Source organism: Mesorhizobium hunchu (genome assembly GCF_040081975.1).
Lineage (GTDB): Bacteria > Pseudomonadota > Alphaproteobacteria > Rhizobiales > Rhizobiaceae > Mesorhizobium > Mesorhizobium hunchu.
The window spans coordinates 29,743-50,062 of record NZ_JBEBMG010000009.1 but is presented as its reverse complement, the minus strand read 5'-3'; the positions used below and the strand labels follow the sequence as shown (position 1 = coordinate 50,062).

Sequence of the window (20,320 nt, the reverse complement as noted above, 5' to 3'; positions counted from 1 at the left end):
AATAGGTCGCGGACAAGACAGTTTTTGACACTACCGGCCGTCGCCGAAGGACTCGAAGAAATCCTTCATCCGGCTGAAGAAGCCGCTGGACTGCGGCGAATTTTCCTTGGACGAGAGCTGCTCGAATTCCTCGAGGAGCTCGCGCTGGCGCCTTGTGAGGTTCTGCGGCGTTTCCACCGCGGTCTGGATGTAGAGATCGCCGACATTCGGCTGGCGCAGGACCGGCATGCCCTTGCCCTTGAGGCGGAACTGACGGCCGTTCTGCGTGCCTTCCGGCACCTTCACGCGGGTCTGGGTGCCGTCGAGCGTCGCCACCTCGAAGGAGCCGCCGAGGGCGGCCGTGGTCATCGAGATCGGCACCTTGCAATAAAGATCGGCGCCGTCGCGCTGGAAGAACTCGTGCGGCTTGACCGACAGGAAGATGTAGAGATCGCCTGACGGCCCGCCGCGCAGGCCGGCCTCGCCCTCGTTGGCGAGGCGGATGCGGGTGCCGTCCTCGATGCCTGCCGGAATGTTGACCGAGAGCGACCGCTCCTCGGTGACGCGGCCCTGGCCGGCGCATTTCGGGCACGGGTCCTTGATGGTCTGGCCGCGGCCCTGGCACTGCGGGCAGGTCCGTTCGATGGAGAAGAAGCCCTGGCTGGCGCGCACCTTGCCGTGGCCGTGGCACATCGAGCAGGTGACCGGCTGGGTGCCGGGCTTGGCGCCGGTGCCGGAGCACTCGTCGCAGGAGACCGAGGCCGGCACATGAATCTGCGCGGTCTTGCCGGCGAAAGCCTCTTCCAGCGAGATTTCCATGTTGTAGCGAAGATCGGCACCGCGCTCACGGCCGCCGGAAGAGCGGCGGCGACCGCCGCCCATCATGTCGCCGAAGATGTCCTCGAAGATGTCGGCGAAGCCGCCGGCCGCGAAGCCGTGCGCGGCGCCGTTCATGCCGCCATGCTCGAAGGCGGCATGGCCGAAGCGGTCATAGGCGGCGCGCTTCTGCGGGTCCTTGAGGCACTCATAAGCCTCGTTGATTTCCTTGAACTTGTGCTCGCAGGCGTGATCGCCCGGATTGCGGTCGGGATGGAACTGCATGGCGAGCTTGCGAAAAGCCGACTTGAGTTCCTTTTGATCGGCGCCCTTCTGGACCCCGAGCGTCTCGTAGAAATCCGCTTTCATGAATTCGTCCCGGTTCCGAAGCCGGAAGGCCCCTTATGGCCAATGTCTTCGAGCATTGTTGCCACCAGTCGCTTTTAAAAGACTGGCCTCCGATTTAGGCATCAAGCGGCTGCCATGCCAGACCCCGCCAGTGTTTTGCCGCCTTTTTTCGATGAAGTTTGCAAAAAAGCCCGGCCTGCGCCGGGCTTTTCGCTGTTCGTGGCCGTCCGGCTGGGTCAGGCGGACTTCTTCTTGTCGTCGTCGTCGAGCTCTTCGAAGTCGGCGTCGACCACGTCGGAGTCCTTGGCCGCGTCCGCCTTGGCGTCAGCCTCGGCCGCCTCGGTCTGCTGGGCCTCGTACATGGCCTGGCCGAGCTTCATCGAGGCTTCGGCGAGCGTCTGGCTCTTGGCTTCGATATCGGCAGGATCGTCGCCTTCGGTCGCCGTCTTGAGAGCCGCTATGGCGTCGGAGATGGCGGTGCGATCGGCCTCGGAAACCTTGTCGCCATAGTCCTTCAGCGACTTCTCGGCCGAATGGACCAGAGCCTCGGCCTGGTTGCGGGCCTCGACCAGAGCCTTGCGCTTCTTGTCGCTCTCGGCGTTGGCCTCGGCGTCCTTCACCATCTTGTCGATGTCGGCGTCGGACAGGCCGCCCGAAGCCTGGATGCGGATCTGGTGCTCCTTGCCGGTGCCCTTGTCCTTGGCCGAGACGTTGACGATGCCGTTGGCGTCGATGTCGAAGGTGACCTCGATCTGCGGCACGCCGCGCGGTGCGGGCGGGATGCCGACAAGGTCGAACTGGCCGAGCAGCTTGTTGTCGGCCGCCATCTCGCGCTCGCCCTGGAATACGCGGATCGTGACCGCGTTCTGGTTGTCCTCCGCGGTCGAGAAGGTCTGACCCTTCTTGGTCGGAATGGTCGTGTTGCGCTCGATGAGGCGCGTGAACACGCCGCCCAGCGTCTCGATGCCGAGCGACAGCGGCGTCACGTCGAGCAGCAGAACATCCTTGACGTCGCCCTGCAGGACGCCAGCCTGAATGGCGGCGCCGAGCGCGACGACCTCATCGGGATTGACGCCCTTGTGCGGCTCCTTGCCGAAGAACTGCTTCACGACTTCCTGGACCTTCGGCATACGGGTCTGGCCGCCGACGAGGACCACTTCGTCGATCTGCCCGGCCTGAAGGCCGGCATCCTTGAGCGCTGCCTTGCAGGGCGCGATCGTCCGCTGCACCAGATCATCGACCAGCGTCTCGAACTTGGCGCGGGTCAGCTTCAGCGTCAGGTGCTTCGGACCCGAAGCATCGGCCGTAATGAAGGGCAGGTTGATCTCCGTCTGCGCCGAGGACGACAGCTCGATCTTGGCCTTCTCGGCGGCCTCCTTGAGGCGCTGAAGGGCCAGCTTGTCGTTCTTCAGGTCGATGCCCTGTTCCTTCTTGAACTCGTCCGCCAGGTATTCGACGAGGCGCATGTCGAAATCCTCACCGCCGAGGAAGGTGTCGCCGTTGGTCGACTTCACCTCGAACACGCCGTCGCCGATCTCGAGGATCGAGATGTCGAAGGTGCCGCCGCCAAGGTCATAAACGGCGATGGTCTTGCCGTCCTTCTTGTCGAGGCCGTAGGCGAGCGCGGCCGCGGTCGGTTCGTTGATGATGCGCAGGACTTCCAGGCCGGCGATCTTGCCGGCGTCCTTGGTGGCCTGACGCTGGGCGTCGTTGAAATAGGCCGGAACGGTGATGACAGCCTTCTCGACCTTCTCGCCGAGATAGCTTTCCGCCGTCTCCTTCATTTTCTGCAGGATCATCGCCGAAATCTGCGAGGGCGAATACTTCTTGCCGTCGGATTCGACCCAGGCGTCGCCGTTGTCGCCCTTGACGATCTTGTAGGGGACAAGCTTCTTGTCCTTCTCCGTCACCGGATCGTCGTAGCGGCGGCCGATCAGGCGCTTGACCGCGAAGATGGTGTTTTCGGGGTTGGTGACCGCCTGGCGCTTGGCCGGCTGGCCGACAAGGCGCTCGCCGTCGGAAGTGAAAGCCACGATCGAGGGCGTGGTGCGCGCGCCTTCCGCGTTTTCGATGACCTTGGCGTCCTTGCCGTCCATGACGGCGACGCAGGAATTGGTCGTTCCCAGATCGATGCCGATTACTTTAGCCATTTTGTCGTTCTCTCCTTCAAGCAGGCTTTCAGGACCCTGTCAGGCGTTCCGGCGAAAGCCCCTGTTCACAAGAATTCCGCAGCGTGCCATGCGTTCCGCACAGCCCCTGCGGTTGTGCGGCGTATATAAGAACAGGCCCATGGGAGCGCAAGCGTTCTGCGCCGGATTTGCAGGATCGCGGCAGTCCTCGCGAAGACCCCTACAGAGCTTTGGCCGCCGCCCGTCCCGCGGCACGGCCGGAAAAGATGCAGCCGCCGAGAAAGGTGCCTTCGAGCGCGGCGTAGCCGTGCATGCCGCCACCGCCGAAGCCGGCCGCCTCGCCCGCCGCGTAAAGGCCGGAGACCGGCTTGCCGTCCGCACCAAGCACGCGGCTGTCGAGATCGGTCTCCAGTCCGCCCAGCGTCTTGCGGGTCAGGATGTTGAGGCGCACCGCGACCAGCGGCCCGTTGGCGGGATCGAGAATCTTGTGCGGCCTCGCTGTGCGGATCAGCCGGTCGCCGAGATAGTTGCGCGCGCCGCGCAGCGCGACGATCTGCGCATCCTTCGAGAAAGGATTGTCGAGCTGCATGTCGCGGGCGCGGATTTCCCGCTCGATCCTGTCCGGGGCAAGAAGCGGCTCCCCGCCGGCCAGCACGTTCATCCGCTCGACCAGTCGGGTCAGGTCGCGCTCGACGATGAAATCCTCACCTTTCTCCATAAAGGCCCTGACAGGGCCGGGGATGCCGCTGGTGGCGCGGCCTAGTACCTGCCGCCAGCTCTTTCCCGTGAGATCCGGATTCTGCTCGGACCCCGATAGGGCGAATTCCTTGCGGATGATCTTCTCGGTCAGGACGAACCAGGAATGGTCGTGGCCGGTCTTCCGCAGATGCGCCAGCGTGGCGAGCGTGTCGAAGCCCGGATAGAGCGGCGGCGGCAGGCGCCTGCCGGTCGCGTCCAGCCAGATCGAGGAGGGGCCGGGCAGGATACGGATGGCGTGGTCGGTCCAGACCGGCGCCCAGTTCCTGATCCCCTCGACATAATGCCACATACGGTCGCGGTTGATGAGATGGCCGCCGGCCTGTTCGGCGATGCCCAGCATCCGTCCATCGACATGGTCCGGCACGCCGGTGATCATTCGCTTCGGCGGCGCGCCGAGCCGCACCGGCCAGTTTGCCCGCACCAGATCATGATTGGCGCCGATGCCGCCGGAGGCCACGATGACGACCGGGGCGTTCAGCTCGAAGTCGCCGGTGACAGTGCGGGAGCTCTTGCGGCCGCGCTCGACGTCGCTGGCTTCGAGCATGGTGCCGCACACGCCCGTGACCGTGCCGCCGCTGGTAACGATCTCATTGACGCGATGCCGGAAACGGAAGGCGAGCCGGCCCGCCTTCTCGGCCTCGCGGGCGCGGGCCACGAACGGCTCCAGCACGCCCGGTCCCGTGCCCCAGGTGATGTGGAAGCGCGGCACGGAATTGCCGTGACCCGACGCGTTGGTGCCGCCGCGCTCCGCCCAGCCGACCACCGGAAAGAATTTTACGCCCCGCGCCGCCAACCACGCCCTTTTTTCGCCGGAAGCGAAATCGACATAGGCTTCGGCCCATTTCCGCGGCCAGGCATCCTCCGGCCGGTCGAAGGCGGCCGTGCCCAGCCAGTCGGACAGCGCCAGTTCGTGCGAGTCACGGATGCGCATACGCCGCTGCTCGGGCGAATCGATCAGGAAGAGCCCGCCGAAGGACCAGAACGCCTGTCCGCCCAGCGACTGTTCCGGCTCCTGGTCGAGGATGACGGCCTTGCGTCCGGCATCGACAAGCTCGCAGGCAGCGACCAGGCCGGCCAGACCGGCACCGACGATGATGGCGTCGGCGTTCCGGCTCATGTCGAAACAGCCAGTTTTGGCAGGAATTTCCCACCACCCCTCAGAGGGGAGGGGAAGCTGCCGCACATCAAGTCCCCCTCCCCTTTGAGGAGAGGGGTCAGGCGTGGGGATATATTCAGGCCGCGTCGCATGTCAGTTGAATGTACTAGACTCTCTCCCAGCCATCCTTCTCGCCGGCACGGAAGATCGCATCGATCATCTTCTGGTTGAGGATCGACTCCTCCAGCGTGAAGACACTGTCCTCGCCGCCGGAAGCCGCCCGGGCGAAAGTCTCGACCTCCAGCCGGTATTGCTGGGTGCCGGGAAAGCGGAAGACCTGCGCCTGCGTATGGTTCTGGTTGAAGAGTTCCACGCGATGGTCGTCATAAAGGCCGGCGTTGAAGGGAGAGGCGACCTGGATGAACCCCTCGTCGCCGTGGAAGACCATCGATTGGCGCGCCGCCATCTGGGTGGAGAGATAGAACGACAGTTCGAAACCGTCGAAGTCGGCGCGGATCGAGGAATAAATATCGGTTCCGAATTTCTGATCCCGCTCGATCGTCGCCTGCACGCGGACCGGCTCCTTTCCCGTGGCGAAACGGGTCGAGACCGTCGGATAGACCCCGATGTCGGGCAGCGCGCCACCGCCGAGATCGAGCTTGTTGCGCATGTTGCCCGGATCGACATTGTAATAGCTAAAGGCGCCCTGCACATGGCGCAGGCGGCCGATGGCCCCCGACCGGATCAGCTCGCGCACCTTGATCCATTGCGGGTGATAGACGACCATGAAAGCCTCGCATACCAGCACCTTGTGCCGGTCGCGCAGCCCGATGAGCGGCTCGATGTCGCCGGCCTTCAGTGCCAGCGGCTTTTCCACCAGCACATGCTTGCCGGCTTCGATGGCCCTTGCGGTCCATTCGACATGCTGGGACGTCGGCAGCGGGATGTAGACGCCGTCCACCGCGTCCGAGGCCAGCAATTCATCATAGGAACCGAAAGCATGCGGCGCGCCGAAGCGGTCGGCCAGTGCCCGGGCCTTGGCGGGATCTCGGCTGGCAACGGCCGAAAGCACGCCGTTTTCGGCATCGGCGATAGCCGGCAGCACATGTTCGCGCCCGATCTTAGCCGTCGACAGAACACCCCAACGGAACATCTTTTTCTCCCTGCATTTGCATCCTGCGAAGGTGTGCCTGAAATCGGCAGGAATGCCAATGGCAAGGGAGGAAGCGTCAGCCGCGATGGCCGGACAGCGTCATGTCGAAATCGACCACATTGGAATAGATCGGCGTCCCGACATCCATGCCGTAACGCGAGCGCAGCACCTTGCCGACCACATGGAACAAGATCCTGCCGCCCTTCAGGGCAACCAGTTCCGCGGTGAATTTTTCAGTGCCGTTCCTGCCGCGCGCCGCGAGCTGGCCTTCTATCGTCGCGCTCGCTGCGCCGCTGCGCCGGACCGATGTCGAGCGGAAGCGGATTTCCGACGCATTGGCGGCATCGAACACGGCGTCCGAGCGCAGGAAACTGTCGACCCGGCCCTGGCCCGTCATGACGCTCGCCGGATAGATGGTGATGTCGACCGACGAGCGGCCGGCATCGCGATCGTCGATCCGGATGGATCCCTTGAAACGAGCGAAGCGGCCCTTCAGGGCGCCGCCGGCCGCATTGGCGATGGAAAAGCGGATGGAGGAATTGCCGTCGATGGCATAGCGCCCGGCGGCGTCGCCAAGCGAGACGGCGCCGGCAGCCGGTTGCGAAAACATCAGGCACACGAGGGCTGTCAGCGCCGCTGCCATGAAACGGGACCCCTGCATGCCAGATACTCCTTTTCAAGCGTGTATTCGTTCGTCAACGACGGCGGGGGCCGCTTCATTCCCGGCCGCGAAACCTGTGCACGAGCGACGGCGCGATCATGCGCGAGAGCACGCCGTCACGACGCCAGACGCCGTGCCAGAGCGCGGCGGTGGCATGGACGGCCACCAGGGCGATGCCGGCCCAAGCCAGACAGTCGTGGATCCGCGCCCAGAAGGCCTCGGCCGCGTCGGTCCTGATCAGAGGCAGATCCGGCATGACGAAGAGATTGAACGGGACGGACGGAATATCGAGCACCGAGGCCGACACCAACGCCCAGCCGGTCAGGGGAACCGCGATCTGGAATCCATAGAGCGCGGTGTGGGCAAGCCGGGCCGCCGTGCGTTCGACCCGGCCATTTGAAACAGGCGCGGGCGTCGGATTGCCGAGCCGCCAGCCCGTCCGCATCAAAACCAGGCCGAGCAGCAGGAAGCCGCAGGATTTGTGCCATTGGATCAGCTCGAAGGCGAGGCGCTGGCTGGCGACGCGCTCCATCGTCAGGCCGAGCGCGAACTGCCCGACGAAGAGAACCGCGACCAGCCAGTGAAAGAGGATGGCCGGCCAGCCATAACGGTTGGAGGTGTTGCGGATCAGGATCGTCATCAGCGGCAAACGTCCGCCGCATGTTCTTTCTTCCCGGCCAATGCAGTACGGACCCGGCTGGCCCCGTGGACCAATCATTCGGCAGCGGCTTGTCTCGAACCGGCCGACGCAGGCACTATCTATCCTCGACCACAGCAGGGAAGCCGCCATGAAATCGCGAAAGCTTGGAACTGAACTGGCCATCAGCGCCGTCGGCCTCGGCTGCATGGGCATGAGCCACGCCTATGGCGGGCAGGACGAGGCCGATGCGATCCGCACGCTTCATCGCGCCGTCGAGCTCGGCGTCAGCCTGTTCGACACGGCGGAAGTCTATGGCCCGTTCACCAACGAGGCGCTGGTCGGCAAAGGGCTGAAACCTTTCCGCGACAAGGTCGCGATCGCCACAAAGTTCGGCTTCAACATCGTCGAAAGCGAGGACGGGCCGAAGCAGGTGCCGGGCCTGAACAGTCGCCCCGACCATGTGCGTGCCGTCGCCGAGGCGTCGCTGAAGCGGCTCGGGGTGGAGGTGATCGACCTTCTCTACCAGCACCGGGTCGATCCGGACGTGCCGATCGAGGAGACGGTCGGCGCGATGGCCGATCTGGTGCGCGAGGGCAAGGTGCGCGCGCTCGGCCTGTCGGAGGCGGGCGTCGCCACGATCCGCAGGGCGCATGCCGTGCACCCTATCGCCGCCGTGCAGAGCGAATACTCCCTGTGGACGCGCGATCCCGAGGGCGGCGTTCTCGACGTCTGCCGCGAGTTGGGCATCGGTTTCGTGCCGTTTTCACCGCTCGGGCGCGGTTTCCTTGCCGGCGCGATCCGTTCCGCCGACCAGCTTGGCGACAAGGATTTCCGGCGTGGCCTGCCGCGCTTCGAGGAGGAGAACATCCGCCGCAACCTGGCGGCCGTGGAGAGGCTGGAGCAGCTTGCGGCGAAGAAGGGCAAGACGGCCGCGCAACTGGCGCTCGCCTGGGTGCTGGCGCAGGGCGACTTCATCGTTCCGATCCCCGGCTCGCGCAAGATCGCCAATCTGGAGGCGAATGTCGAGGCGGCAAGCGTCGCGCTGAGCGACGATGAGATCGCCGAGATCGGCGCGCTGGTCACGCCCGACACGGTCGCCGGCAAGCGCTACGCAGCGGCGGCGATGGCGCAGACGAACGGGTGAGCGCTTGAGGGGTTAGCCTCGCAGCACGCCGCCTGTCTGCTTGCCGACATTGTCGACGATGCGCCTGGCGAGCGCCTCGAAATCCTCGTCTGTGAGCGTGCGCTCGGTCGGCTGGATGGCGACCTCGATGGCGACCGACTTCTTGTCGGAGCCGAGCGCCGCGCCCTCGAAAACGTCGAAGACATTGACGCCGGTGATCAGTTTCTTGTCGGCGGCAAGCGCGGCCCTGGTCAGCGCACCGGCTTCCACTGTCCTGTCGACCACGAAGGCGAAGTCGCGCTTCACCGCCTGGAACGGCGACAGGTCCAGCCTAGGCTTCGTTTTCGTCGCCTTGGCCTTCGGCTCCGGCACGGCATCGACGAAAACCTCGAAACCGCACAGGGGGCCGCTGACATCGAGCCCTTCCAGTGTCCTGGGATGGAACTCGCCGAAATGGCCGAGCACGAGTTTCGGACCGAGTTTTATCAGGCCGGAGCGGCCGGGATGATACCAGTCCGGCGCGCCCGTCTCGATCTGCAGCCGATCGACCGGCGCGCCGCAGGCTTCGAGCGCTGCGATCGCATCGGCCTTGGCGTCGAAGACGCCGACCGGGGCGGCGTTGCCGTCCCAGTCGCGACCGCTGCCGGTGAGCCCCGCGGTGCCGCGCCGCACGCCGGCGGCGACACGGCGCTGCCCTTGCGGCGTATCGTTCTCATAGGTGCCGGAAACCTCGAACAGCGCGACGTCGCCATAGCCGCGATCGGCGTTGCGCCGGGCGGCGGCGATCAGTCCTGGCAGCAGCGAGGGCCGCATGTCGGACATGTCGGCGGCGATCGGGTTGGCGAGCTTCAACTCGGGCCTGCCGCCGCCGAACAGTTCGGCGTGCCTTGCCGGAATGAACGACCATGTCAGCGCCTCCATCATGCCGCGTGCGGCAAGCGCGCGCCTGGCAGCGCGGGTTCGCACCTGCAGTGTGGTCAGGATTTTCCCGTTGACCGCGTCATGGCCGGCCAGCGGCTGCGGCGCGATTTCGTCCACGCCATGCATGCGCATCACCTCCTCGACCAGATCGGCCTTGCCGTCGACATCGGGCCGCCATGACGGCACGATGAAGCGAACGGTGCCGCCGGTCGTGTCGCCGACGGGCTGGAAGCCGAGGCGCGTGAGGATCGCCAGGCTCTCGTCCCGGCTGATGTCCAGGCCGGTCAGCCGCCGGACCTCCGAGAACGGGAAGTCGACTTCGCGGTAATGATGCCCGCTCTCGCCGACGATGTTTCCTTCCGAAGCGGTCGGCTTGCCGAGCACGATTTCCGACCGGGTCGGCCGGCCGCCGCAAAGCTCCGTTACCATACGGGTGGCGAGTTCCAGGCCGGCGCCCATGAATTCGGGATCGACGCCGCGCTCGAAGCGGTAGCGCGCGTCGGTGACGATGCCGAGCGCGCGGCCTGTGCGGGCGGTGGCGATGGGGTCCCAGAGCGCCGATTCGATCAGCACCTCCGTCGTCGCCTCGTCGCAACCGGAATGCTCGCCGCCCATGACGCCGGCGATCGATTCCACCCCCTTCTCGTCGGCGATGACGCACATGTCGGGCGTCAGCGTGTATTCACGGCCGTCGAGCGCCAGAACGGTCTCGCCCTCGCGGGCGCGCCGCACGACGAGGTTTCCCGAAACCTTGGCCGCGTCGAACACATGCAGCGGACGACCGCGGTCGAAAGTTATGTAGTTGGTGATGTCGACCAGCGCGTTGATGGGACGCAGCCCGATCGCCAGCAGGCGCTGCTGCATCCATTTCGGCGACGGTCCATTTGTCACGCCGCACACCAGCCTGAGCGCGAAGCCGGGGCACAGGTCCGGCGCTTCGATCGTCACCTTGACGGGGCAATCGCCTTCGCCGTCGACCGGCTCGACAGCGCCCGGCTTCAGTCGGCCGAGACCGCTGGCGGCGAGGTCGCGGGCGATGCCGTAGACGCCTGTCGCGTCGGGATGGTTCGGCGTCAGGTTGATCTCGATCACCGGATCGTCGAGATGCGCGTAAGCCGCGAAGCTGGTGCCGATCGGCGCGTCGGCGGGCAGGTCGATGATGCCGTTGTGCTCGTCGGAAATCTGCAACTCGCGCTCCGAGCACATCATGCCGCGGCTCTCGACGCCGCGGATCTTGCCCACGCCGAGCGTCACGTCGATGCCGGGAACATAGGTGCCCGGCGCGGCGAAGGCGCCCACCAGGCCGGCGCGGGCGTTGGGGGCGCCGCAGACCACCTGCACGGGCTGGCCGCCGTCGCCGATATCGACGGAGAGCACCTGCAGCTTGTCCGCGTCGGGATGCTTTTGCGCCGTCAGCACCCTGGCGATCACGAACGGCTTCAGGGCCGCCTTGTCGTCGACATGCTCGACTTCGAGGCCGATGGCCGTCAGGCGATCGACGATCTCGCCGAGCGAGGCGTGGGTTTCGAGGTGATCCTTCAGCCAGGACAGGGTGAATTTCATTGCTTATGTCTCTTCCGGTCTCGGGACGCTGCTCTTCAAATGACGTGGCAGCCCGTCGGGCATGTGAACATAGGGAAGCTGCTCGCGAACCCAGGCGTGCAGCGCCGGCTTGAAATAGGCGGGCTGGTCAAAGACGCCGAGCATGAACCAGACCTGGTCCGGCAGGCGCTCGTCCACGTAGGCGATCGGCGAGCCGCAGATGCCGCAGAAGGAACGCGCCACCGGGCCGTTCTCGAACGTCTTCAGCGTCTTGCCGTCGAGCGCCACCTCATCGGCGCGGAAACCGACGAAGGCCGAGACGGGCGCGCCGCTTGCCCTGCGGCAATCGCTGCAATGGCAGTAGCTGACGTGACGCGGCTCGGCGCTCGCCTCAAAGCGCACCGCGCCGCAGCGGCAGCCGCCGGTGTGGGTGGTGAAGTCGTCCATGATTCCGCTTTCTCTCAGCGCCCACGCCCTCAGATCATTCCCGCGACCGAGGGCGGCACGGCGCCGGGCGCCTTGCGGCCAGCCAACATGCCGTCGATTGACAGGTCCTCGTCGACTTCCGGCCAGTGCACTCCGTCCAGCATCAGCTTGACGGTGTTGCGTTGCGCGGGCGTCGCCTTGAGAAGGCGTGGATACCACCACAAGGGCGTCGATACCTGGCGCCCGTCGGCCAAGCGAACGTGCAGATCGTGCAGATCGCACCAGGCTTCCACCGGCCGGTCCTTTTCGGGATAGTCAACCGAAGAACTCATTCCATGCCTCCAGGAAACGCTCCCTGTTTTCGGAAACGATCTGCATTATACGGCGCAATTCCGTTTCATTGAAACCGCCCGTCTTGGCGACCTTGATCTCGCGAAGCCAAACCTTGGCCCTTTTATCGTCCCCGTCGATATGAATATGCGGTGGTTCGTTCCAGTCGCCGGAGAAGAAATGGAAACGATAGCCGGCAACACGTAAAACGGTCGGCATCAGCCGCTCAGCCCGCCGAACAGCGTCGGCATGTCGAGCGGCCGGAAGCCGTAATGCGACAGCCAGCGCACGTCGGCGTCGAAGAAGGGCCGCAGGTCCGGCATGCCGTATTTCAGCATGGCGATGCGGTCGATGCCCATGCCCCAGGCGAAGCCCTGGTACTCGTCCGGGTCGAGTCCGCCGGCGCGCAGCACATTGGGGTGCACCATGCCGCAGCCCAGGATCTCCATCCAGTCGCTACCCTCGCCGAAACGCACCTCGCCCGGCCGCGAGCGGTCGCACTGGATGTCGACCTCGAGGCTGGGCTCGGTGAACGGGAAGAACGACGGGCGGAAGCGCATCTTGACCTGGGGCACCTCGAAGAAGGCCTTGCAGAACTCTTCGAGCACCCACTTCATGTTGGCAATGTTGGCGCTCTTGTCGATCACCAGCCCCTCGACCTGGTGGAACATCGGTGAATGGGTCGCGTCCGAATCCTGCCGGTAGGTCTTGCCCGGAATGACGATGCGGATCGGCGGCTTCTGAGCCTCCATGGTGCGGATCTGAACCGGCGAAGTGTGCGTGCGCAGCAACTTGCGCTCGCCGTTCGCGTCAGGTTGGAAGAAGAAGGTGTCGTGCATCTCGCGTGCAGGATGGCCTTCCGGGAAGTTCAGCGCGGTGAAGTTGTAGTGGTCGGTCTCGATGTCCGGCCCTTCGGCGATCGAGAAGCCGAGGTCGCCGAAGATCGCCGTGATCTCGTCGATCACCTGGCTGATGGGATGGATGCGGCCGCGCTCGGCGGGAGACTGGCGGACCGGCAGGGTCACGTCCACCGTCTCGGCCGCGAGACGCGCGGCGATCGCGGCGTCTTTCAGCTCGGCCCTGCGTGCCGCAAGCGCCTCGCCGACCCGGTTCTTCAACCCGTTGATGGCGGGACCCTTCACCTGCCGCTCCTCGGGCGTCATCGTCCCCAACGTCTTGAGAAGTTCCGAGACGGACCCCTTCTTGCCGAGCGCGGCGACGCGAACGGCCTCGAGCGCCGCTTCGTCGCCGGCGGCGGTGATGTCCGCCATCACGGCAGCCTCGAGCCTGGCGAGGTCTGGATTATCGAGTGCGATTGTCATTGCCGTCCATCTTTCCTGCCGAGGGCGCCCAATCCGCCCGAACCGGGGCGGTGGCGTTGCCTGAGCTTTCTTCCAGGTTTTCCTGCACCGAAGAAAGGAACCCCGTACCCGCCAGAAAGCGGCGCAGGTCGGCTCCCAGCTTGAACCGCGACGCAAGGCGCCCGGCACTCATGAGCAGCTTCATTCCCTTCAGCGTCCGGCCGAGCTGCCGGCGCGTTTCCAAAGGAGCCCGCGACGTCCAGGCTTCCCATGCACGCATCGGGGTTTCCGGCATCATGGCGAGATCTGCGACGAAGCCGAACAGGAAAAGCGCGTCGCGCGCCTGCGCCCGCACCAGGCTCATGGCACGGAGCGGATTCTGCTCGAAATCCATGAAGCCAACCCTGCCCTCGCGCAGGAACATGTCGCGCGGGTGAGGCCGGCCGTGAACAAGGCCCGCGGCGTGTACGGCTGCCATGCCGTGAGCCATGGCGACCAGAAGCGCATCATGGGCGACGGCGGCGCCCTGACTGCGGAATTCCTTGAGACGCCTCTCGACCGTCGGTCCACAGTCCCCGAGAACCAGCAGGCCTGCGCCTTCGTAGAGCAGGTCGGGAACGTCTATGCCCTTGGCCTGGAAGGCGCGTAACCGCTGGGCTTCCCCCCGGCTCGCGGCTTCACCCACTTCCGGCGGCGAGGGCCGGTAGATGGAGCGCGGAAGAACGATCGACATGGCCGCATGCGCGTAATGGCCGGGATGCAATTGCTTGACGGCCTTCTTGACCCAGACCTTGCGGTCGCCGAACGCGAGACTTTGAATGCGCTTCTGTGCCCGCGACGCAAGCGCCGCGAGCTCGATCACGTTCAGCGGTTCGGTTTGCGGACCCGTCATATCCTCATTACCCAAAACAAAACCCGCGCCAGCCCTGCCAGCGCGGGTTTCCCAATGTCAGACGTCGAGGCTTGGGAAGCGGCTGGCGATTCCTTAGCCGCATTTGTCCTGTACGGGACTGCTTCGCAGCCCGCCGGAAAATGCTCTAAGCGACAGCGCTTTCAAAAGCGTTCGGGGTCGTGTCCTTCAGATACTCCAGCGCCGTCTTGGCCTTGGCTACCAGTGCGGCGAACGCCTGCGGCTCATGGATGGCCATGTCCGACAGGACCTTGCGGTCAATCTCGATGCCGGCCTTGTTGAGGCCGTCGATGAAACGGGCATAGGTCAGGCCGTGCTCGCGAACGGCGGCGTTGATGCGCTGAACCCAGAGCGCGCGGAAATTGCGCTTGCGGACCTTGCGGTCGCGATAGGCGTATTGCAGCGACTTCTCGACCGCCTGCTTGGCGATGCGGATGGTGTTCTTGCGACGGCCGTAGAAACCCTTGGCGGCTTTCAGGACCTTCTTGTGCTTGGCGTGGGCGGTGACGCCTCTCTTTACGCGTGCCATGTCATGATCTCCTAAATCTCTTCAGTGCCGCTTGGTCCACATCCGAAAGGTCTGCACCTTTTCGGGGCCGAGCGGGCGTTCCGGGTTCAGATGCCGCCGCCGTTGGGCAGGAAGTTCTTGACGACCTTCTTGCCGTCGGCCTCCGCCAGCACCATGGTGCCGCGGGCGTCGCGGATGAACTTGTTGGAACGCTTGATCATGCCGTGGCGCTTGCCGGCCGCAGCCGACAGGACCTTGCCCGTGCCTGTGATCTTGAACCGCTTCTTGGCGGCCGATTTGGTCTTCATCTTGGGCATTTTGCTTCTCCTTGCCGGGGTTCGAGACCCCTTGTTGTCGTTTCCCGGACCGACCAAAGTCCCGGAAAGCAAATGAAACCGCCACGGCATGCCCTGCCGGGCGGTTTTCTTGGAACGCGGCCCTATACTGCAAAGCGAGGCGCCGCGCAACTCCCGGCACTCTGCGTCAGGATGTCAGGGCAGCCGGAACAGCACAGGCAGATAGCCCGATAGCTGCATGGCGTCGATCGATTCGAAGAAGGGCATGGCGGCGAGGAACACCAGCCCGTCGAGCAGCGTGCTGAGCAGAAGCTTCGGCCGGAAGCTGCCCGTATCGCCTTCTTCATAGAGCGAGAGGTTCGGGATGAAGCGCGGAACCCTCGCCATATAGGCCTCATAGGGCGCGCCGAGCGTTTCCTTGAGGTATTTCTCCTCGCGCAGGATGACGACATGGAAAGCGAGGGCGCACAGGACGCCGAAGCCCACCGTGGCGAGGACCGAGCCCATCTGCGCGCCGACGCCCGCGGCGGCGATGCTGGAAAAGACGTAAAGCGGGTTACGGGTCATCGAATAAGGCCCGCCGCTGACGACCTCAGCCGACTTGCGCCCGCCGATATAGAGCGTCGACCAGAGCCGCCCCACGATACCGAGGAAGATCAGCAGGACGCCGATCATCTCGATCCCCTCGTGGATCGGCGTCTCGGGCGCAAACAGCGATTGGCCGAACAGCAGCGCAGCCAGGAGAACAATGACAAGCACGGCCAGGACCAGCCGGCGCATCGACTGATAGCTGCTCATGCTGAAAGCGGACTTCCGGCTCGCCAGTGCGTCTTTCATATAAATCCCGTCACTTTATCCGACGCCGGATCACCAGATACTTCCGGCAGAAAAAAGGCGCTTCGCCTGTCGAAGCGCCTTTCAGGGAGCGTGCCTTGATGCTGCCGGTCGACGCGACCGGCGGTCAGCGCGGCGCCAGCACCATCATCATCTGGCGGCCTTCGAGCTTCGGCTCGGCCTCGACCTTGGCGATCTCGCCCACTTCCTCGCGAACGCGATTGAGAAGCTGCATGCCGAGTTCCATATGCGCCATCTCGCGGCCGCGGAAACGCAACGTGAGCTTGACCTTGTCGCCTTCCTCGAAGAAACGGCGCACCGCCTTCATCTTCACCTCGTAATCGTGGGTGTCGATGTTGGGGCGCATCTTGATCTCCTTGATCTCGATGACGCGCTGGTTCTTGCGCGCTTCCGCCGCCTTCTTCTGGTTGGCGTATTTCAACTTGCCGAGATCGAGAATCTTGACGACGGGCGGCGTGGCATTCGGCGAAATCTCGACGAGATCGAGTCCCGCCTCTTCCGCCAGCGCCAATGCATCCTGGGTGGGAATATCGCCGCGGTTTTTGCCTTCAGCGTCGATCAGCTGGACGCGGGGAACGCGGATGTCCCGGTTTGCGCGCGGCCCGTCCTTGGTGGGCGCTGCTGCCTTGAATGGTCTGCGAATGGTCGTGGTCTCCTCGAGCCGTTTGCTTTCGGGGTTCATGCGGAATGCGCCAATGTGGTCAGCGCACGTTTCAAGTCAATAGCACAGCGGCAACAATAAATCACCATTGCGTGGCGCGTTGCGCCAAGCCAAGGCACGGCGAGGCGCTTTGCCGGAGGCCGCGCATGTGTCACAAGACACCGCCGAAAAGTCCTGGGAAATGCATATGTCCATAGCCGAACCGGAGTTCATCGACGTCGACGGCAACGCCATCGCGTTGCGCCGCCAGCCGGGCGCCGCGCCGGGCATCGTCTGGCTCGGCGGCTACAAGTCCGACATGCTGGGCACCAAGGCCGACAGGCTGGCGGCGTGGACTGCCGACAAGGGCCGCGCCTACCTGCGTCACGACTATTCGGGACATGGCGAATCCGGCGGCGATTTCGCCGACGGAACCATTTCGCGATGGCTGGCCGAAAGTCTCGCCGTCTTTCGGCAGTTCGCCGGCGGCCGTCAGATTCTCGTCGGCTCCTCGATGGGCGCATGGATCGCGCTGCGCATGGCACAGGAACTGCGCAGAGCTGGCGAGGATCGCGTCGCCGGTCTGGTGCTGCTGGCACCGGCGCCCGATTTCACGGCAGAGCTGGTCGAGCCGCAGCTCACCGATGCCCAACGCAGCGAACTCGCCGAAAAGGGCTATTTCGAAGAACCGTCCGACTATTCCGACGCGCCTTATATCTACACGCGCGCGCTGATCGAGGACGGACGCGCGAACCTGGTCATGACCGGCCCGATCGACACGCATTGTCCGGTCCATATCCTGCAGGGGCTGGCCGACCCGGACGTGCCGCCGGCCCATGCGATGAAACTGGCCAGCCTGCTGCCCGCCGACGACGTGACGCTCTCCCTGATCCCGCAGGGCGACCACAGGCTATCGCGGCCGCAGGACCTGGAGATGCTCGCGCAAGCGGTCGAGGAGATGGTGGAGCGGGCAGGGTGATGGTGACAGGCCACCTGATGTCATTGAGGCCAATAGATTTACCCCCACCCCTGACCCCTCCCCTCAAGGGGGAGGGGGACCTGGGCGGCGGCATATCCACCAATGATGCGAGCCAATATGTAGCGCGCGGCAGCTTCCCCTCCCCCTTGTGGGGAGGGGTCAAGGGTGGGGGTTCTTTTCGCCGAGCATCGCCAGCCACCGTACCCGGAAAAGAAGCCTGACCCATGCGCGCTTCCATCCCCACATCCGCTTTCGTCGCGGCGATCGTCGGTTTCGGCGGCACGCTGGCCATCATCATCGCCGCCGCCGCCGCGGTTGGCGCCACGCAGACGGAGGCTGCAAGCTGGGTCACCGCCATCTGCATCGCCATGGCGGTGGAGACGGGCTGGTTGTCCTGGCGCACGAGGATGCCGGTCATCACCGCCTGGTCGACGCCGGGCGCGGCACTCATCGCCGCCTCGTCCGGCTTCACGATGCCGGAGGCGGTCGGCGCCTTCGCCGTCACCGGCATCCTGCTTGTCGCAACCGGCCTGTTCGGCCCGCTGACGCGGCTGATCGCGAAAATACCCGGCTCGGTCGCGTCGGGCATGCTTGCTGGCATTGTCGTCACCTTCGCCATGAACGCGGCGAAAACCGTGCCGGCCGATCCGTGGCTGATCCTGCCGCTCGTCGCCGCCTTCTTCCTGGTCCGGCTCTGGAATCCGTCGCTGTCGGTGCTGGTGGTTCTGGTCGGCGGCGTAGCGGCCGCGCTTCTGACCGGCCGCGTCGGCGGCCTGCCGGCGCCGGAACTCTCGACCCTGACCTGGATATGGCCGCGCTTCACCGCGTCGGCGATCATCGGCCTGGCGCTGCCGCTCTACCTTGTCACCATGGCGTCGCAGAACCTGTCGGGGCTGGCGGTGCTGCGGGCCGACGGCTACGAGCCGCCGCCTGGGCCGCTCATCGGCGTTACCGGCCTCGTCTCGGTCCTCACCGCACCCTTCGGCGCCTCGACCACCAACCTTGCCGCGATCTCGGCAGCCATCTGCACTGGGCCGGACGTGCATCCCGACCCGGCGGAGCGGTGGAAGACCGGGCCGTTCTATGCTCTCGCCTATCTGGTCTTCGCCGCCTTCGGCGCCTCGCTGGTGGCGATCTTCGCGGTGCTGCCGCAGAGCCTGATCGTGCTGGTAGCGGGGCTGGCGCTGCTCGGCTCCCTCGCCAACGCGCTTTCCATCGCGCTCCGTGACGAAGCCGGGCGCATGGCGGCGACGGTGACTTTCGCGGTCACCGCGTCGGGCCTGGCGCTGTTCGGCATCGGCTCCGCGTTCTGGGGGCTGGTGGCCGGGCTTGCCGTCGTCGGTCTCGACAGCCTCAAAAAGAAGTAGCCGAAACGGACACTTGTCAGGTTTTGGCCGGTGTCGCCTTGAATCGCCGTTTTTGCCTTCCCATTTCGATTTCAAGCAGCCGATCCGGCTGCCTCGAACGGAAGGAACGGGAGAACATGAACACTTCTGCATTGATCCGCCCGGCGTGGACGCCGGCGACCATTGCGCTGATGGTGGTCGGTTTCATGGTGTTCTGGCCGCTTGGCTTCGCCATGCTCGCCTACATCATCTGGGGCGACCGGCTCGACGGCTTCAAGCGCGACGTGAACCGCGCGACCGACGGCATCTTCGCCGGCTGCCGGCGCGGCGCCGACAGGGCGCAGCGCTGGGGCAACGGCAACAGTGCCTACGGCCGCACCGGCAACGCTGCCTTCGATGACTGGCGTGAGAAGGAACTGGAGCGTCTGGCCGAAGAGCGCCGCAAGCTGGACGAGATGCTCGGCGAATTCGACGAATACGCCCGCGAGCTGCGCCGCGCCAAGGACCAGGAAGAATTCGACCGCTTCATGGCCAACCGCAACCGCCACACCGCTCCGGCAACCACGACCAAACCCTCTAGAGGCAAGGACAAGGGCCCTGATAAAGGCACCAACCTGCTCGACGACTGAGCAGGCCGACAGCGGAAACCGGACGAGCGGCGTCGCGAAAGCGACGCCGTTTCTTTTTTGTTCTCACGCGATCCTCGAATCACCTATTTTCTGTTCCCATGTCTCTCGGCTTCTTCCGTTCACTGACGAAACCCCTGCCGCGTCCCGTCGAGGAGCGCGAGCATCAAGTCGCCGGCCGCACGCTGCCGCTGCGCATCGTCGAGAACGAGCGCGCGCGCCGGCTGACGCTGCGGATCGACGCCGGCGGCCAGAGCCTGCGCGTGACGGTGCCGCCGGGCCTGCGGCGCGGCGAAGTCGAAAAATTCCTCGACCGGCACCGCGGCTGGCTGGAGCAACGGCTGGCGAAAGTGCCCGAACGCCCGCAGGTGAGGCCCGGCATCAGGATACCGGTGCGCGGCGTGCCGCACCTGATCGTGCACGAACCGGGCAGAAGGGGCACGGTGGAAGTCTTGCGGGACGAGGCGGGGCCGGTGCTGATCGTGCATGGCGACCGGCTGCACCTGCCGCGACGTGTCGCCGATTTCCTCAAGCGCGAGGCCAAGCGCGAGATCGAGGCGCTGGTGGCGAAACACACCGCAGCGGTCGGCCGGCGCGCCAAGGCGATCCGCTTCAAGGACACGTCGAGCCGCTGGGGCTCCTGCACCTCGGACGGCACGCTCTCCTTCTCCTGGCGCATCATGATGGCGCCGGCGCCGGTGATCGACTACCTCGTCGCGCACGAGGTGGCGCATCTGAAGGAGATGAACCACGGGCCGAAATTCTGGAAACTGTGCAAGGAGCTTTGTCCCGACACCGAGCGCTGCAAGGACTGGCTGAAAAGGAACGGCGGCGCGTTGCAGGCGATAGCGTTCGACTGAGGCAGTCGGCAGTCGGCAGTCGGCAGTCGGAAATGGCGAACAGCACATCGATCGCGGCGGGACAGGTTTTCGCGCA

21 protein-coding genes are annotated in these 20,320 nt (G+C 65.2%); 5 read left to right on the top strand and 16 right to left on the bottom strand.

What is annotated here, in order from left to right:
- Positions 1–30 precede the first annotated feature (30 nt).
- The 6 genes from dnaJ to ABMA46_RS15895 form a co-directional block, all read right to left on the bottom strand.
- Positions 31–1,164: a molecular chaperone DnaJ gene (gene dnaJ / locus ABMA46_RS15920; RefSeq protein ID WP_349000785.1), complete on the bottom strand. Its 1,134-nt coding sequence runs from the start codon at positions 1,162–1,164 to the stop codon at positions 31–33.
- 215 nt (positions 1,165–1,379) lie between these two features.
- The gene (gene dnaK / locus ABMA46_RS15915; protein WP_349000783.1) at positions 1,380–3,293 is read right to left on the bottom strand and encodes a molecular chaperone DnaK; all 1,914 of its coding nucleotides are present in this window, start codon (positions 3,291–3,293) and stop codon (positions 1,380–1,382) included.
- Positions 3,294–3,492: 199 nt separating this feature from the next.
- Entirely contained in the window at positions 3,493–5,148 is a 1,656-nt protein-coding gene (locus tag ABMA46_RS15910; protein WP_349000782.1) for an FAD-binding dehydrogenase, read from the bottom strand.
- 145 nt (positions 5,149–5,293) lie between these two features.
- On the bottom strand, positions 5,294–6,280 hold the full coding sequence (locus ABMA46_RS15905) for a Gfo/Idh/MocA family protein (protein WP_349000780.1): 987 nt from the start codon (positions 6,278–6,280) through the stop codon (positions 5,294–5,296).
- A gap of 76 nt (positions 6,281–6,356) precedes the next feature.
- The gene (locus ABMA46_RS15900) at positions 6,357–6,941 is read right to left on the bottom strand and encodes a YceI family protein (RefSeq protein WP_349000778.1); all 585 of its coding nucleotides are present in this window, start codon (positions 6,939–6,941) and stop codon (positions 6,357–6,359) included.
- A gap of 55 nt (positions 6,942–6,996) precedes the next feature.
- Entirely contained in the window at positions 6,997–7,581 is a 585-nt protein-coding gene (locus ABMA46_RS15895; protein WP_349000777.1) for a cytochrome b, read from the bottom strand.
- A gap of 148 nt (positions 7,582–7,729) precedes the next feature.
- On the opposite strand from ABMA46_RS15895, the gene ABMA46_RS15890 reads away from it, so the two are divergent.
- Positions 7,730–8,725, top strand: coding sequence for an aldo/keto reductase (locus ABMA46_RS15890; RefSeq protein ID WP_349000776.1), 996 nt, complete (start codon positions 7,730–7,732; stop codon positions 8,723–8,725).
- A 12-nt stretch (positions 8,726–8,737) separates the two neighbouring features.
- On the opposite strand, the gene pheT is transcribed toward ABMA46_RS15890, so the two are convergent.
- The 10 genes from pheT to infC all read right to left on the bottom strand — a co-directional run bounded on the left by pheT (position 8,738) and on the right by infC (position 16,436).
- Entirely contained in the window at positions 8,738–11,188 is a 2,451-nt protein-coding gene (pheT, locus tag ABMA46_RS15885; RefSeq protein ID WP_349000775.1) for a phenylalanine--tRNA ligase subunit beta, read from the bottom strand.
- Between the two features lie 3 nt (positions 11,189–11,191).
- Positions 11,192–11,614, bottom strand: coding sequence for a GFA family protein (locus ABMA46_RS15880; RefSeq protein ID WP_349000774.1), 423 nt, complete (start codon positions 11,612–11,614; stop codon positions 11,192–11,194).
- 29 nt (positions 11,615–11,643) lie between these two features.
- Positions 11,644–11,925, bottom strand: a complete 282-nt coding sequence (locus ABMA46_RS15875) for a DUF2442 domain-containing protein (protein ID WP_349000773.1) — start codon at positions 11,923–11,925, stop codon at positions 11,644–11,646.
- The gene (locus tag ABMA46_RS15870) at positions 11,909–12,142 is read right to left on the bottom strand and encodes a DUF4160 domain-containing protein (RefSeq protein WP_349000772.1); all 234 of its coding nucleotides are present in this window, start codon (positions 12,140–12,142) and stop codon (positions 11,909–11,911) included. Before ABMA46_RS15870 ends, ABMA46_RS15875 begins: the two co-directional genes overlap by 17 nt.
- On the bottom strand, positions 12,142–13,245 hold the full coding sequence (pheS, locus tag ABMA46_RS15865) for a phenylalanine--tRNA ligase subunit alpha (protein WP_349000771.1): 1,104 nt from the start codon (positions 13,243–13,245) through the stop codon (positions 12,142–12,144). Before pheS ends, ABMA46_RS15870 begins: the two co-directional genes overlap by 1 nt.
- On the bottom strand, positions 13,226–14,116 hold the full coding sequence (locus ABMA46_RS15860; RefSeq protein ID WP_349000770.1) for a BUD32 family EKC/KEOPS complex subunit: 891 nt from the start codon (positions 14,114–14,116) through the stop codon (positions 13,226–13,228). The genes pheS and ABMA46_RS15860 overlap by 20 nt, the downstream gene beginning before the upstream one ends.
- A gap of 145 nt (positions 14,117–14,261) precedes the next feature.
- Entirely contained in the window at positions 14,262–14,663 is a 402-nt protein-coding gene (gene rplT / locus ABMA46_RS15855; RefSeq protein ID WP_349000769.1) for a 50S ribosomal protein L20, read from the bottom strand.
- An 86-nt stretch (positions 14,664–14,749) separates the two neighbouring features.
- Positions 14,750–14,959 (bottom strand): 50S ribosomal protein L35, encoded by a 210-nt coding sequence (gene rpmI, locus ABMA46_RS15850; RefSeq protein ID WP_349000768.1) that lies wholly within the window; start codon positions 14,957–14,959, stop codon positions 14,750–14,752.
- Between the two features lie 174 nt (positions 14,960–15,133).
- Entirely contained in the window at positions 15,134–15,736 is a 603-nt protein-coding gene (locus tag ABMA46_RS15845) for a methyltransferase family protein (RefSeq protein ID WP_349000767.1), read from the bottom strand.
- 163 nt (positions 15,737–15,899) lie between these two features.
- The gene (gene infC / locus ABMA46_RS15840) at positions 15,900–16,436 is read right to left on the bottom strand and encodes a translation initiation factor IF-3 (protein WP_349000961.1); all 537 of its coding nucleotides are present in this window, start codon (positions 16,434–16,436) and stop codon (positions 15,900–15,902) included.
- Positions 16,437–16,641: 205 nt separating this feature from the next.
- On the opposite strand from infC, the gene ABMA46_RS15835 reads away from it, so the two are divergent.
- The 4 genes from ABMA46_RS15835 (at position 16,642) to ABMA46_RS15820 (ending at position 20,244) form a co-directional block, all read left to right on the top strand.
- A complete protein-coding gene (locus ABMA46_RS15835) occupies positions 16,642–17,412 on the top strand; it encodes an alpha/beta hydrolase (protein WP_349000765.1) in 771 nt (256 codons plus the stop codon).
- A gap of 224 nt (positions 17,413–17,636) precedes the next feature.
- Positions 17,637–18,779, top strand: a complete 1,143-nt coding sequence (locus ABMA46_RS15830) for a benzoate/H(+) symporter BenE family transporter (RefSeq protein ID WP_349000763.1) — start codon at positions 17,637–17,639, stop codon at positions 18,777–18,779.
- Positions 18,780–18,895: 116 nt separating this feature from the next.
- Entirely contained in the window at positions 18,896–19,387 is a 492-nt protein-coding gene (locus ABMA46_RS15825; RefSeq protein ID WP_349000761.1) for a DUF2852 domain-containing protein, read from the top strand.
- Between the two features lie 98 nt (positions 19,388–19,485).
- On the top strand, positions 19,486–20,244 hold the full coding sequence (locus tag ABMA46_RS15820; RefSeq protein ID WP_349000760.1) for a M48 family metallopeptidase: 759 nt from the start codon (positions 19,486–19,488) through the stop codon (positions 20,242–20,244).
- Positions 20,245–20,320 lie beyond the last annotated feature (76 nt).